The organism is Lysobacter yananisis (assembly GCF_031199375.1).
In the GTDB taxonomy this organism is placed as follows: domain Bacteria; phylum Pseudomonadota; class Gammaproteobacteria; order Xanthomonadales; family Xanthomonadaceae; genus Lysobacter; species Lysobacter yananisis.
Map to the genome: position 1 here is coordinate 1,343,395 of NZ_CP133568.1, position 14,249 is coordinate 1,357,643.

Genomic DNA, 14,249 nt, shown 5'->3' on the forward strand with positions numbered 1-14,249 from the left:
GCCGGCATCGCCACCGCGACGCGCGTGCAATGCGCGCGTCGCGGGCAGGGCCGATAATGGCCGCCCGCCCCGACCGCCGGCCTCCCCTCGCATGACCATCCTCGTCACCGGCGCCGCCGGCTTCATCGGCGCCAACGTCTGCCGCGCGCTGCGCGCCCAGGGCCGCACCGTGGTCGGCCTGGACAACTACAACGACTATTACGACCCGCAGATCAAGCGCGACCGGGTCGCCGCGCTGTGCCCGGACGTGGACATCCGCGCGCTCGACCTGACCGACCGCGACGGCCTGGCCGCGCTGTTCGACGAAGCCGGCATCGAGCGCGTGGTGCACCTGGCCGCGCAGGCCGGCGTGCGCTACTCGCTGAGCAATCCGCACGCCTACGTCGACAGCAACCTGGTCGGCTTCGTCAACCTGCTGGAACTGTGCCGCCACCGCGGCGTGCAGCACCTGGCTTATGCCTCGTCCTCGTCGGTGTACGGCGATTCGGCGACGCCGCCGTTCTCCGAGGACCAGCGCATCGACAAGCCGCGTTCGCTGTACGCGGCGACCAAGGCCGCCAACGAGCTGATGGCCTACACCTACGCCCAGCTGTACGGCCTGCGCGCGACCGGCCTGCGCTTCTTCACCGTGTACGGCCCGTGGGGCCGGCCGGACATGGCGCCGCTGCTGTTCGCGCGCGCGGTCCTGGCCGGGCGCCCGATCGAGGTGTTCAACCACGGCAAGATGCGCCGCGACTTCACCTACATCGACGACATCGTCGCCGGCGTGATCGGCGCCCTGGACCACCCGCCGCAGGACGCTCCGCCGCACCGGGTGTTCAACCTCGGCAACCACACCCCGGTCGAGCTGGAGCGCTTCATCCAGGTCATCGAGGACGCCGCGGGCCGGCCGGCACAGAAAATCTACAAGCCGATGCAGCCCGGCGACATGGTCGAAACCATGGCCGACACCGCCCGCGCCCAGGCCGCCTTCGGCTTCGAGCCGGCGACCTCGATCGAGGCCGGCCTGCCCGGCGTGGTCGCGTGGTGCCGCGACTATTTCGGCGACAATGCCTGATATTGGCCTGCGTTCAGCGACGTTGCGCAAGGTTTGACCGACCTTTCGCCGCCGATTGCGGATTCCGACCGATTCTGAACAACCCCAGGCGTAAGCTTCGCGGTTTGCGCCGGCGGCGTGGGCGCGGACAATAAATACTTAACGTTTATGCAGTCTGCTACGCGCTCTTGCACGTCGCCGACATGGCCCCCGGTGCCCGCCGGACGTCCCCGGAATTTCCTCGAGCGTCATCCATGACCCAAACCCCACAACTGTCGGTCGTCGTCCCGGTGTTCAACGAACAGGACAACGTCGCGCCCCTGGTCCAGGAAATCACCGCCGCGCTGCGCGGCGTGACCGATTTCGAGATCGTCTACGTGGACGACCACTCCCGCGACGGCACCCTGGCGGCGCTGGAAGCGCTCAAGGCCGGCGTGCCCGAGCTGCGCGTGCTGCACCACGTGACCCAGAGCGGGCAGAGCACCGCGGTGCGCAGCGGGGTCAAGGCCGCGCGCGGGGCCTGGATCGCCACCCTCGACGGCGACGGCCAGAACGACCCGGCCGACATTCCCAAGCTGCTGGCCAAGCGCGCCGAATCGGCGCCGCAGTTCAAGCTGTTCGCCGGCTGGCGGGTCAACCGCCAGGACTCGGGCAGCAAGCGCTGGGCCTCGAAGTGGGCCAACGCGATCCGCAGCCGCATGCTGCGCGACGACACCCCCGACACCGGCTGCGGCATCAAGCTGTTCGAGCGCGCCGCGTTCCTGGAACTGCCGTACTTCGACCACATGCACCGCTACCTGCCGGCGCTGATGCAGCGCGCCGGCTACCAGACCGTGAGCGTGCCGGTGAACCACCGCGCGCGCGGCGCCGGCGTGTCCAAGTACAACAATCTCAACCGCGCCCTGGTCGGCATCAGCGACCTGCGCGGGGTGGCCTGGCTGATCCGCCGAGGCAAGCTGACCCAGATCGTCGAACGCTGACCGGGCCCCGCCATGGATTTCATGAATTCGCCGATCGAATGGCTGAACTGGACCGGCCTGCACATGTCGCCGTGGAAGCTCATCGGCCTGGTCGGAGCGGTGATGTTCGGCGGCCGCTGGCTGGTCCAGTTCGTCGCCAGCAAGCGCATGGGCAAGCCGGTGATCCCGCGGGCGTTCTGGTACATGAGCCTGGTCGGCAGCGCGATGACCCTGAGCTACTTCCTGTTCTCGCAGAAGCAGGACTCGGTCGGCGTGATCCAGAACCTGTTCCCGGCGTTCACCGCCGCCTACAGCCTGTACCTGGACATCAAGCACCGCGGCTGGAAACGCGACCGCGCCGGCCACTGACCCGGGGCGTTCGTCAGTCCAGCGCCTCGCAGCCGGGCGGCAGCGCCACCCAGGCGTGGCGCCGGTCGCCGTAGACCGACACCGTCGGCGGCGGCGGAAACGCCGGATCGGCGAACGCGCCGGCCGCGACCAGGACGATCCCGGGCAGCGCATCGGGCCGCCAGAACACGGTCGAGCCGCACTGCGGGCAAAAACCGAACCGGGCCACGTTGCCGCTGTCGCCGGCCTGGGCGTAGCCGCTGAACCGGCCGCGGATCGCGACCGCCGCCTCCGGGTAGCGCACCTGGTAGCCGAACGCGCTGCCGGTGCGGCGCTGGCAGGCCAGGCAATGGCAGATCGAGATCCGCAGCGGCTCGCCCTCGCAGTCCAGGCTGAGCTGGCCGCAGGCGCACGAAGCTGTGCGACGGCTCATCGGCGTCCTCCTCACACGGGGCCGGGCGCCCCCGACCATGGCCTCACACCGGCGCGCGGGCGCCAAGTGCTTGTTCCGGCGGAAATTCGCCGGCATAATGCGCGGCTCGCTGTGTCCGGCGCATCCCTTGTGGAGGCCCGGGCGGTCCCGGAAGCGCGATTCCGGCCGCCAAGGTGCAGGCGAGGTTTCCACCCGTATCGCGCGGTGCATGCATTCGAATGCGGATGCCGGCATCGGGGCCGCCGCCTCCCTGGCTAAGGGAAGCAACCAACCTTTAGAGGTGCGCAATGTCCCGCGTATGCCAAGTAACGGGCAAGCGAACGACGACCGGCAACAACGTCTCGCATGCCATGAACAAGACCCGCCGCCGTTTCCTCCCCAACCTGCACGAGCGCCGTTTCTGGGTCGCCAGTGAGAACCGTTGGGTGAAGCTGCGCGTTTCCGCCCACGCCCTGCGCACCATCGACAAGAACGGCATCGACGCCGTCCTCGCCGAGCTGCGCGCCCGCGGCGAAAAGATCTAAGGAGGATCGACCATGGCTTCCAAGCGCGACAAGATCCGCCTGATCTCGACGGCGAACACCGGTCACTTCTACACGACCGACAAGAACAAGAAGAACACCCCGGGCAAGATGGAGATCAAGAAGTACGATCCCGTCGTCCGCAAGCACGTGATCTACAAGGAAGGCAAGATCAAGTGACGTTTTGGCCCGTTCGCGCTGCGCGCGAACGGCTTTGCCAAAACGTCATCCCCGCGAACGCGGGGATCCAGAGCCTTCAGAAGCGAACCCGCCTACCCGGCGGGTTTTCTTTTGGGCGAAGACCGGGCCGCCCCCCAATGCGCCCGTTCGCGCCGCGCGCGAACGGCTTCGCCCAGACGTCATCCCCGCGAACGCGGGGATCCAGAGCCTTCAGAGAGGACCCGCCCTACCCGGCGGGTTTTCTTTTGGGCGCGAAGACGTGAGCCCGGCTGCGAGGCATCGTGCTTGCGATGCGATCCGCCACCCCGCGGTCGCGGCTTGCGCCGCTCCTGCAGGATGCCCATCGCGCTTCGCGGCGATCGGAGCCTGCGACGAACCTGCCTGCACGGCGGGTTTTCTTTTGCTCGATGGCGGGAGCCCATCGCCAGGACGTCGTGCTTGCGGCGCGATCTGCCGCTTCGCGGTCGCGGCTTGCGCCGCTCCTACAGGGCGCTTACCCGCCTTCGCGGAGAACCGGTTGCGGCTGTAGGAACGGCGCAAGCCGCGACCGCGACACCCCGCACCCACGACGCAAGCGGCCGCCGCAACGAACGTGGGAGGGACGTCGGCCTCAACGCTATCGTCCGCGCCCGCCCGGCTTTCGCAACGACGCGAGCCGACCGCAACGCATCGGAGCCGAAGCCCCTCCCACCGATTCCGACTCACCCCGTCACGGCACCACGCCGCCGAAGTAGCTCGACACCTGCGGCCAGATCAACTGCATCTTCACCCCACGATTGGGCGCGGCCGCATTGCAGTTGCCGCCGAAGTGGTGCAGCGCCACCACCTTGTGCGAAGAACGCGCCAGCACCGGCGAGCCGGAGTTGCCGCCTTCGGTGTCGCAGTAATAGCCCGCGTCGGTATCGGTGCCGTAGCCGTCGGCATCGGCGTCGATGACCTTGCAACGGCCGCCGCCGTCGCGGTCGCTGACCACCGACAGTTCCTTCATGCGCGTGTCGGGATGGCCGCTGATGTAGATCTCCTCGCCGACCACCGGCTTGCGCACGTCCAGGCTCAGGTAGCCGAAGCTGGAAATGCTGGCGAAGTTCTTCACCGTCAGCAGGGTGTAGTCCAGGGTCTGGTTGGTCTTGAGCATCCGGTCGCCGGCGACTTTCGTCAGCGCGCCGCTGGTGGTGCCGGCGCAGGTCGTGGCCTGGTAGTTGAACCAGAACTCCGAGCCGGCCACGTCGGCGGCGCTGTCCAGGCAGTGGTTGTTGGTGAAGATGCGGTTGTCCGGCCCGACCCGCCACGCGGTGCACCACTTGGTGCCGTTGAGCAGGATCAGCGCGACCGGCTTGGAGCGCGCCACCGCGGTGGCGTCGGTGCTGGCGTAGCAAGCGACCGGACGGCTGTCCTTGGTGCCGCAGATCGACTTGGCCGAGCCGCCGCCGTTGAGCAGCCCGGCGTCGCTGAGCTCGCCCATCATCGCCTGCGGAAAGCCTTCGTCGTAGCGCGCCACGCGCACGCCGTGGTGCGGCGCCCACGGTTCGGTCGGCGTGCCGGTCAGGCGCAGCACCGCGGTGTCGCCGGCCACCGACATCGCGCCGAAGCGGGTCTTGCCGTCTTCGCCGAGCGCGGCGTCGACCGTGTAGCGGCCCAGGTCGCCCTTGCGGTAGCGATGGACCTCGCTGCGCTTGGGATCGGACACTTCCAGCACCACGCCCGCGGGCAGGTCGAACTGGGCGAAATGCACCTTGATGTAGGCCGCGTCGGCGGCGTGGATCTTCACCGGCGCCGACCACGCGGATTTGGACAGGCCCGATTGCGCGCCCAGGCGCAGATCGATCGCGCGCGATTGGCCCGCCAGCGACGGCCCCGGCGTCGCATCGGCGGCCAGCGCCGGCGTCGCCAGCATCCAGCCCAACAGCGCGACGGCCAGCGCGCGCGGTGCGGCATTCGAAAGTTTCATCGTCGTCTCCGTGTTGCGATTCGGCGCTCTCCGCAAATCCGCGACCGGTCTGCAGGCGCCGCGAACGAGCTTGCACAGCCGCGAGCGCGCACGGACGCCGCGCGCGCGGCGCGAACCGCATCGAAGCGTGACCGGCATCGGATTCGCCCGGCGGATGTCGCGAACTTGAATCCAGCGCAAGCCGGCGCTGTGCGCGCGGTGTTAACGCGAAGCGACGATGCGGCAAAGAAAAACCCGCGCGATCGCGCGGGTTTTTCCGACCGTTCGTACGCGCGCGAGCGCGTCGCGCGCCGGCCTCAGGGAATCACGCCGCCGAAATGCGTCGACACCTGCGGCCAGATCAACGAGATCTTCGCGCCGGAATTGAAGCAGCCGCCGAAGTGGTGCAGCGCCAGCACCTTGCCGCTGGAACGCGCGATCACCGGCGAGCCCGAGCTGCCGCCCTCGGTGTCGCAGTAATAGCCCACGTCGCTGTTGGCGGCGTTGCCGGTGACGCTGGGCGCGTCGACGCGGCACTTGCCGGTGCTGTTCTGGGTGTCGGCGACGCTGAGCTCCTTCATCCGCCCGCCCGGATGGCCGGCGATGAAGATGCCTTCGTTGGCGACCGCGGCGCGCGGATCCAGGCCCAGCGAACCGAAGCTGGCGATATTGGCGAAGTTGTTCACCGTGAACAGGGTGTAGTCCAGGGTGACGTCGGTCTTGAGCAACTGCGCGCCGGTCACCTTGGTCACCGTCGCCTGCGCGCCGGTGCAGCTGCTGCGCTGGTAGTTGAACCAGAACTCGGCGCCGGCCACGCCGGCGGCGGTGCTGATGCAGTGGTTGTTGGTGAACATGCGGTTCTGCGAGCTCACCCGCCACGCGGTGCACAGGCTGCCGCCGCTCATGACCGCGCGCGCCACCGGCCTGGAGGCGTTGAAGGCCTGGGTGTCGCTGGTCGAGTAGCACGCCGCGGCCTGCTTGTTGTCGGTGCCGCAGATCGACTTGGCGCCGACGTTCGTGCTCAGCAGCCCTTCGTTCTGCAGCTCCGGCAGCATGTCCTCCGGATAGCCTTCCAGATAGCGCGAGACCTTGACCCCGTGATCCTTGCGCCACGGCTCGCGCGCGGTGCCGACCAGGCGCAGCACCGCGACCGGTCCGGAGATCGACATCGCCGAGAAGCGGGTCTTGCCGTCTTCGCCGAGATCGGCGGCGACGGTGTGGCCGTCGCGGTGATCGGCGCTGTAGCGGTAGACCTCGCGGCCGTCGGGGCTGGCGACTTCCAGGGTCACGCCCGCCGGCAGCGAGAAGTGTTCGAAGTGCACCTTGATGAAGGACGCGTCGGGCGTGCGGATTTCCACCGCCTTGGCACCCGCGTCGACGCCGGCGCGGCCGACCCGGCCGGGCTGCGCGCCCAGTTGCAGGTCGGCGGCGCGCACGTCGGCGATCTTGATCGGCGCCGGCGCGCCGGGCGCGGTCTGCGCGGCGGCCGACAGCGACAGGCACAGTGCGCTGGCGAGCAGCGCGGGCGCGAGCAGTTTGGGCATTGCGTGGTTCATTCGCTGGTCCCTCCTGGGATGTGGCGGCGCGAACACGACACGAGGCGATGAAGCGGACAGGCGCGCGCCGCCGCGCCGCGCGACAAGCGCGGCGGACGGCGTGGCGAGTGCTGGCGCCGGGGCGGTTGAGGTGGCGCACGGCAGGAGGCCCCTGCCGTGCGCGGGCGACCTTGGCAAATGCCGTCGGGGCAAACCGTGATCGCAGTGGGGTACGCAGCGCGCCGACAGCGGTGCGTGGCGGAACCTTGATAGGCCGCTCAGCGCGACTGTGGCGCGGGTGGAGGGCGTTCAGGGCGTTGCGGGTGAAGGGGTGCGCGTTGCGGCAGGACAGCAATGCTTGAGTGGGTGGGAATGGGGGTTCGGAGTCGGAGTCGGAGTCGGAGTCGGAGTCGGGATTCGGGATTCGGGATTCGGGATTCGGGATTCGGGATTCGGGTTATTGGAAATCGTTTGCGCGACAGCGCGACGGCGCCTTTGCCGTCATCCCCGCGAAAGCGGGGATCCAGAGACTTCAGCGCCATGTCGCGATGAAGCCCTGGATCCCCGCCTTCGCGGGGATGACGTCCTGGCAGGAGCGCCAGCGGTTGTGGAATGACGTTCTCGCAGGAGCGCCGGCGATCGTGGGAGGGCCTTCAGACCCGACGCTTTCCGCCCTGTTCGCCAACCCCCGGTTCGCCCGACGTTTCGATGCGCCCAACCACCGCACCGCACCGACAGCGCTGCGGCCAAAGTCGCATCCCCTCCCCCGGCCCGCCATCGTCACCGAAGCCGTACACTCGGCCGACCTCACCACCCCGGCACCCGCGCCCTTGATCCCCGGCTGGATCCTGCTGCTGGTCTCGGCCGGCTACGTCGGCCTGCTGTTCGCGGTTGCCTACTACGGCGACCAGCGCGAGCGTTCGCCGCGCGCGCGCTGGCTGCGCACGGCCGTGTATTCGCTGGCGCTGGCGGTGTACTGCTCGTCGTGGACCTTCTACGGCGCGGTCGGCACCGCCGCGCGCACCGGCCTCGGGTTCCTGCCGATCTACCTCGGCCCGCTGCTGATGCTGGCCTTCGGCTGGCGCATCCTCGAACGGCTGGTGCTGATCTCCGGCGAACACCGCATCGTCTCCATCGCCGACTTCCTGTCCTCGCGCTACGGCCGCGCACCGGGCCTGGCCGCGCTGGTCGCGGCGGTCGCGCTGACCGCGGCGGTGCCGTACGTCGCGCTGCAGTTCAAGGCGGTGGCGATGAGCGTGCAGGTGCTGGCCGGGGTGCCCGCCGACGCCGGCCTGCTCGCCGATCCGGCGTTCTACGTGGCGATGATGCTGGCGGTGTTCGCGATCCTGTTCGGCACCCGCCGGGTCGACGCCACCGAGCACCACCACGGCATGGTCCTGGCGGTGGCGCTGGAATCGCTGGTCAAGCTGATCGCCTTCGTCGCCATCGGCGTGTTCGCCCTGGTCCACCTGCCGGGCCTGGGCGACTACGGCGCGCGCATGCAGCAGGCCGCGCGCGTGGTCATGCAGCCGGGCCTGCCCGACGGCTTCATCACCCAGACCCTGCTCGCGTTCGCCGCCATCGTCTGCCTGCCGCGCCAGTTCCACGTCGCCGTGGTCGAGTGCCAGGACCCCAACGACCTGCGCCCCGCGCGCTGGCTGTTCGGCGGCTATCTGGCGCTGATCAGCCTGCTGGTGGTGCCGATCACCCTGGCCGGGCAGGCCGTGCTCGGCGGCACCGGCGTCTCGCCGGACACCTACGTGCTGGCGCTGCCGCTGCAGCTGGACCAACAGGCGCTGGCGCTGATGGTCTACATCGGCGGCTTCTCCGCCGCCACCGGCATGGTGATCGTGTCGTCGGTGGCGCTGTCGACCATGGTCAGCAACGACCTGGTGATGCCGCTGCTGCTGCGCAGCGGGCTGCTGCACGAAGCGCCGCACCAAAGCCCGGGCATCGACCGCCAGGTGCTGTGGGTGCGCCGGGTCACCATCGTGCTGCTGGCGCTGATGGCCTACGGCTACCACCGCGCCTCGCTCGGCGCGAACGGGCTCGCCCAGCACGGCCTGCTCGCGTTCGCCGCGGTCGCGCAGTTCGCCCCGGCGCTGATCGGCGGCCTGTACTGGCGCGGCGCCAGCCGCTCCGGCGCGCTGTCCGGCCTGCTCGCAGGCACCGTGGTATGGGCCTACACCCTGCTGCTGCCGGCGCTGAGCCGGATCGGCTGGATCGATGAGCGCTGGCTCGACACCGGCCCGCTCGCGATCGACTGGCTGCGTCCGGAGCAGTTGTTCGGGCTGCTCGGCTGGGACCCGCTGACCCACGGCACGTTCTGGTCGCTGCTGTTCAACGTCGGCACCTTCCTGTTCGTGTCCGCGCGCCAGCGCCCGCGCCTGCAGGAGCAACTGCTGGCCGCGCCGTTCCTCGACCCGTACGTGCGCCGCCCCGCGCTCGGTCCCGGCGGCTGGGCCGGCAGCGTGCGCGGCGGCGAACTGCTGGCGCTGGCCGAACGCATCGTCGGCGAGCGCCACGCGCGCCGCGCGTTCGAGGACTACGCGCGCCAGTTGGGCCGCGAATGGCAGCCCGAGCAACCGGCCGACCGCGCCCTGGCCCAGTTCACCGAGCGCCTGCTGGCCGCTGCGATCGGCGCGGCCTCCGCGCGCCTGACCCTGACCAGCGCGCTGCGCGGCTCGGGCATGGAGCTGGGCGAAGTGGTCGCGCTGCTCGACGAGGCCAACCAGGAGCTGCGCTTCAACCGACAGGTGCTGTCGACCACGATGGAGAACATCAGCCAGGGCGTCAGCGTGGTCGATCCGCAGATGCGGCTGGTGGCGTGGAACCGGCGCTACCAGGAACTGTTCGACTATCCCGACGGCATGCTCTACGTCGGCCGGCCGGTCGCCGACCTGCTGCGCTGGAACGCCGAACGCGGCGAGATGGGCCCGGGCCGGCTCGACGAAGCCAGCATCGACGAACTGGTGCGCCGGCGCCTGGCCCACCTGCGAGCCGGCGCGCCGCACGTGTTCGAACGCGTGCGCCCGAACGGGCAGGTGATCGAGATGGTCGGCCGGCCGCTGGTCGGCGGCGGCTACGTCACCAGCTACAGCGACGTCACCGACTACAAGCGCGTCGAACAGGCGCTGCGCGAGGCCAACGAGAACCTGGAGCAGCGCGTGGAGCAGCGCACCCAGGAGGCCGAATCGGCGCAGCAGTCCAAGACCCGCTTCCTGGCCGCGGTCAGCCACGACGTGCTGCAGCCGCTCAACGCCGCGCGCCTGTTCACCACCGCGCTGCGCGAGAGCGACAGCTTCGACGAGCAGCGGCGCCTGGCCGAGCGCGTGGACGCCTCGCTGCGCGCGGCCGAGGACCTGCTCGACGGCCTGCTCGACATCTCGCGCCTGGACGCCGGCGCGCTGCGTCCGGAGCCGAGCGACTTCGACGCCGGCGAACTGCTGCGCGAACTGGCCGCGCAATACGCGCCCAGCGCCGGCGGCCGCGGCCTGGAGCTGCGCGTGCGCGCGCCGCTGGGGGCGATGCCGGTGCGCAGCGACCGCCGCCTGCTGCGCCGCGCGCTGCAGAACTTCCTCGCCAACGCGCTGCGCTACACCCGCGAGGGCGGCGTGCTGCTGGCGGCGCGCGCGCGGCCGCACGTGAACCGGATCGAGCTGCAGGTCTGGGACACCGGCCCCGGCATTCCCGAACACCACCTGGACCAGATCTTCGACGAGTTCCGCCGCTTCGACCAACCCGGCAGCGGCGGCGAGCGCGGCCTCGGCCTGGGCCTGTCGATCTGCCAGCGCATCGCCCGCACCCTCGACCACCCGCTGCGGGTGCGTTCGCAGATCGGCCGCGGCAGCGTGTTCTCGATCGGCGTGCCGTGCGGGCAGCCGCCGCGCGAACCGGTCGCGGCCGACGCCGCGCACGCCGGATTGGCCGATTCGCTGGCCGGCCTGCGCGTGCTGTGCATCGACAACGACCGCGAGATCCTCGACGGCATGCGCGCCCTGCTCGACCGCTGGGGCGCCGCCGCGCTGCTCGCGGCCACGGTCGACGACGCGCTGGCGCTGCTCGACGAAGCGCCCGACGTGGCGCTGGTGGACTACCACCTGCACGACCGCCTCGACGGCCTCGCCGCCATCGACGCCCTGCGCGCGCGCCTCGGCCGCGAACTGCCGGCGGCGCTGCTGACCGGCGACGGCAGCGACGCGCTCAAGCACGCCGCGCGCGAACGCGGCTGCCGGGTGCTGACCAAGCCGATCAAGCCGGCGTCGCTGCGCGCGTTCCTGGCGGCGCAGCGGCCGGCGGCGTGAGGCCGCGATCCGGCCGGCGCGACACTGCCGATTCGACGTCCGGCCTCAGCGATCCAGCGCGCGGATCTCGATGCGGCGATAGGCCACTTCGTCGCCATGGTCCTGCAACGCGATCGCGCCGCGACGGGCGCCGGCGAAACCGGGCCAGTCCTTGAACTTGCTGCGCGCGAGCCGCGCGTTCCAGTCCCGCGAGCCGATCTCGAACGCGGCCACGCGCACGCCGTTCAACCAATGCTCGACGCGGTCGCCGCGCGCGACGATGCGCGCGGCGTTCCATTGCCCGGCCGGCCTGGCCGCCGCGCGCGCCGGCGGATACAGGCCGTACAGCGCACCGGCGAGGCGGTCGGCGCCGTTGCGCGCGTCGGGATGGCGGCGGTCGTCGAGCACCTGGTATTCGAGCGCGCTGTGGTAGACCGGTTCGTCGTTCTCGCGCACGCGGTAGAACACGCCGCTGTTGCCGCCGGGCGCGATCTTCCATTCCAGGCGCAGTTCGAAATCGCCGAACTGCGCGTCGCTGACCAGGTCGCCGCCGGCGCCGCTGCGCACCAGCGCGCCGTCGCGCACGCTCCAGCCGGCGACCGGCTCGCCGCGCCGGCCGTACAGGTGCCAGCCCTGGGTGCTGCGGCCATCGAACAAGGCGACGAACCCCGCGCGCGGCGCGGCGGCGGCGCGCCCGGCCGCAGGTGCCGGGCCGCCGGCGAGGACGCACGCGACGAGCGCGGCGCAGATCGGGCTGGGAACGCGAATGATGGCCATGCAAGCGCTCGCAAAAAGATGAACGAGGAAGACGCCTGCGCATCCTCGCTTCGCCGCGCGAGCCGCTCAAGCGCCGGTTCCCGTCCGCGAGCCTGAATCGTTAACTTTTTCCGCTGAACGAGGCGGTTTTTCGTGCGCGTTTCGGCTTGAGATCGGCCCGCGTCGCCGACACCATAAGCTCCGGATGCCTGGCCACTTCGCGTTGCGACGGATCGCGACGAATCGACCGCAAGGACCTCAAGCGCCGGCGTCCACTCCCTCGCTGCCCGCCCCGAACGGGGCGCGGCGAGGCGAGCCGGTGGGCTAGGATGACGCTCCCGCCCACGCGCCGCCAAGGATCGGCCGGTCATGCCGCCCACCCCATCCAAACCTCGCCGCTGCACCGTCGGCACGCCCTGGCTGTTCGGCTTCGGCGCCTTCGCCTGCGCGGGCGCCGTCGTGCTGGCCGCGATCGCCGCTTACCAGCGCGTGTGGATCGGTGTGGCCGTGACGACCATGCTGTTCGGCGGCTCCGGGGCGGCGCTGATGTTGACCGCCGTCACCCTGGAGGGCGACGAGGACGGCCTCACCGTGATCCGCTTGCACAAGCGCGTGCGCATCGCCTGGCGCGACATCGTCGCCGCCGCGGGCGATGCCCGCTCCCTGTCGCTGCGCACGCCCGAGCTGCGCGAAACCGTGTTGTCGTATTCCTACTGGCGAGGCGCGGACAAGAACCGCCTGTATCTGCTGATGCGCGAGAAACTGCTCGCCCACGGCGCGCAGGTCGAGCCCGGGCTGCGCGGGTTCCTGCGCATGGACGAAGACCTGTCGGGCGTTCTCCCGCGCGAAGGCGAGGACTGAGCGATCGCGATGCAATCCATCGACGTGTTGATCGCCATCATCGGCGGCGCATTGGCCTGCGGTGTCGCCGCCGCTGTCTGGCTGCGCCGCCGCCGCCGCGGCAGCGAACCGGCCGCACCCGGCGAGTCGCCGTTCGAGGCCGATCCGCCGTGGCACGAAGTGCTGGGCGTGACTGCCGACGCCGACCGCGCCGGCATCGAGGCCGCGCACCGGGCCACGCGCGAGGCGCATCTGCCCGAGCGCGTCGCCCGCCTCGGCGCGCGGGCGCGGCGGCAGGCGCAGTGGCGCTTGATGCGGATCGATCGCGCATATGCAGCGGCGATGCGCGAGCTGGGGCTGGGGCTGGGCCGCGATCGTTCGGATTGAGCCGCTCCGCGGCGGCCGTTGTGGGAGGGCCTTCAGGCCCGATGCTCTTGTTTCAGGTCGCGGAGATCCGAGCGGAAGGCATCGGGCCTGAAGGCCCTCCCACAACAGCACTCCCACAACAGCCGGGATCGCCGGTTTTACTCCGCCTCTTCCGGCGGCGGCACGATCGCGCCGGGGTCCAGCGCCAGGCGTCCGGCGATCAGCACCGCCTGGGTGCGGTTGTTGGCGCCGAGCTTGCGCAGGATCGCGGTCACGTGGGCCTTGACCGTGGCTTCCGAGACGCCCAGTTCGTAGCCGATCTGCTTGTTGAGCAAACCCGCGCCGAGCATCTGCAGCACCCGGAACTGTTGCGGGGTGAGCTCGCGCAGGCGCTGCGCGGCTTCGTGTTCGTCGGCGTTGGCGGCCGGCGCTGCGACCGCGGCCGGCGGCGCCCAGCGGTCGCCGTCGAGCACGGTGGTGATGGCCTCGCCGAGCGTGGCCGCGTCGGCGGACTTGGGAATGAAGCCGACCGCGCCGTGGTCGAGCGCGCGCCGCATCGTCGACGGCTCCTCGCGCGCGGACACCACCACGATCGGCAACTGCGGGTGCAGCGCGCGCAGGTGCACCAGCGCGCTGAAGCCCTGCGCGCCGGGCATGTTCAGGTCGAGCAGGAGCAGGTCGGCGTCGGATTCGGCCTCGACCAGGGCGTACAGCGCGTCGACGCTGTCGGCCTCGCGCAGGGCCGCATCCGGCAGCACCCGCGCGACCGCGCCGCGCAGGGCTTCGCGGAACAGCGGATGGTCGTCGGCGATCAACAAGGTGGGCATGGGGCGGCCTCGTGGGTGGGTCCGCTGCGGACGACGGGATGGGACGATCTTACGTCCAGGCGGGGCGCCGCCGGCTATTGGACGATGGGTGAAGGTGGGCGGCGCCGGGCGCGCGCGGGGCGGAACCGCGTCGCAGAACGCGGGTGGGTGCGTGGGGTTCAGCGGCGGTGTTCAGGTGGCGCGGTTGGCGTGGCGGCGCGGTCGCGGCTCGCGCCGCTCTTACCTGGGCTACCTGTAG

13 protein-coding genes and 1 pseudogene are annotated in these 14,249 nt (G+C 70.7%); 9 read left to right on the plus strand and 5 right to left on the minus strand.

Features of this window, described 5'->3' with window-relative positions; translation table 11 throughout:
* Nucleotides 1-91 precede the first annotated feature (91 nt).
* From RDV84_RS05690 to RDV84_RS05700, 3 genes are all read left to right on the plus strand, one after another.
* Nucleotides 92-1,057, plus strand: a complete 966-nt coding sequence (locus RDV84_RS05690; protein ID WP_309152737.1) for an NAD-dependent epimerase/dehydratase family protein — start codon at nt 92-94, stop codon at nt 1,055-1,057.
* Between the two features lie 233 nt (nt 1,058-1,290).
* Complete coding sequence (locus tag RDV84_RS05695; protein ID WP_057945847.1) at nt 1,291-2,016, plus strand: glycosyltransferase family 2 protein; 726 nt, start codon at nt 1,291-1,293, stop codon at nt 2,014-2,016.
* Nucleotides 2,017-2,028: 12 nt separating this feature from the next.
* On the plus strand, nt 2,029-2,364 hold the full coding sequence (locus RDV84_RS05700) for a lipid-A-disaccharide synthase N-terminal domain-containing protein (protein WP_057945846.1): 336 nt from the start codon (nt 2,029-2,031) through the stop codon (nt 2,362-2,364).
* Nucleotides 2,365-2,377: 13 nt separating this feature from the next.
* Here RDV84_RS05700 and RDV84_RS05705 read toward each other — a convergent pair whose 3' ends face one another.
* Nucleotides 2,378-2,776, minus strand: a complete 399-nt coding sequence (locus tag RDV84_RS05705; RefSeq protein ID WP_057945845.1) for a GFA family protein — start codon at nt 2,774-2,776, stop codon at nt 2,378-2,380.
* 287 nt (nt 2,777-3,063) lie between these two features.
* Here RDV84_RS05705 and rpmB point away from each other — a divergent pair, with 287 nt between their 5' ends.
* Nucleotides 3,064-3,300: a 50S ribosomal protein L28 gene (gene rpmB / locus RDV84_RS05710; RefSeq protein WP_057945844.1), complete on the plus strand. Its 237-nt coding sequence runs from the start codon at nt 3,064-3,066 to the stop codon at nt 3,298-3,300.
* 12 nt (nt 3,301-3,312) lie between these two features.
* A complete protein-coding gene (gene rpmG / locus RDV84_RS05715) occupies nt 3,313-3,477 on the plus strand; it encodes a 50S ribosomal protein L33 (RefSeq protein ID WP_057945843.1) in 165 nt (54 codons plus the stop codon).
* Between the two features lie 709 nt (nt 3,478-4,186).
* On the opposite strand, the gene RDV84_RS05720 is transcribed toward rpmG, so the two are convergent.
* Nucleotides 4,187-5,425 (minus strand): trypsin-like serine peptidase, encoded by a 1,239-nt coding sequence (locus RDV84_RS05720; protein ID WP_309152738.1) that lies wholly within the window; start codon nt 5,423-5,425, stop codon nt 4,187-4,189.
* 296 nt (nt 5,426-5,721) lie between these two features.
* On the minus strand, nt 5,722-6,948 hold the full coding sequence (locus tag RDV84_RS05725; protein WP_309152739.1) for a trypsin-like serine peptidase: 1,227 nt from the start codon (nt 6,946-6,948) through the stop codon (nt 5,722-5,724).
* Nucleotides 6,949-7,769: 821 nt separating this feature from the next.
* Here RDV84_RS05725 and RDV84_RS05730 point away from each other — a divergent pair.
* A complete protein-coding gene (locus RDV84_RS05730) occupies nt 7,770-11,243 on the plus strand; it encodes a PAS domain-containing hybrid sensor histidine kinase/response regulator (protein WP_057945840.1) in 3,474 nt (1,157 codons plus the stop codon).
* Between the two features lie 45 nt (nt 11,244-11,288).
* Here the strand turns inward: RDV84_RS05730 and RDV84_RS05735 are convergent, their stop codons facing one another.
* Nucleotides 11,289-11,999 (minus strand): 3-keto-disaccharide hydrolase, encoded by a 711-nt coding sequence (locus RDV84_RS05735; RefSeq protein ID WP_309152740.1) that lies wholly within the window; start codon nt 11,997-11,999, stop codon nt 11,289-11,291.
* Between the two features lie 348 nt (nt 12,000-12,347).
* Between RDV84_RS05735 and RDV84_RS05740 the strand changes: the two genes are divergently transcribed.
* From RDV84_RS05740 to RDV84_RS25880, 3 genes and pseudogenes are all read left to right on the plus strand, one after another.
* Entirely contained in the window at nt 12,348-12,839 is a 492-nt protein-coding gene (locus RDV84_RS05740) for a hypothetical protein (RefSeq protein ID WP_309152741.1), read from the plus strand.
* A 9-nt stretch (nt 12,840-12,848) separates the two neighbouring features.
* The gene (locus tag RDV84_RS05745) at nt 12,849-13,205 is read left to right on the plus strand and encodes a hypothetical protein (RefSeq protein ID WP_309152742.1); all 357 of its coding nucleotides are present in this window, start codon (nt 12,849-12,851) and stop codon (nt 13,203-13,205) included.
* Nucleotides 13,206-13,225: 20 nt separating this feature from the next.
* Nucleotides 13,226-13,303 (plus strand): annotated as a pseudogene (locus RDV84_RS25880) (DUF6053 domain-containing protein); the annotation flags it as partial.
* Nucleotides 13,304-13,342: 39 nt separating this feature from the next.
* Here RDV84_RS25880 and RDV84_RS05750 read toward each other — a convergent pair.
* Nucleotides 13,343-14,011: a response regulator transcription factor gene (locus tag RDV84_RS05750; protein ID WP_057945836.1), complete on the minus strand. Its 669-nt coding sequence runs from the start codon at nt 14,009-14,011 to the stop codon at nt 13,343-13,345.
* Nucleotides 14,012-14,249: the final 238 nt, after the last annotated feature.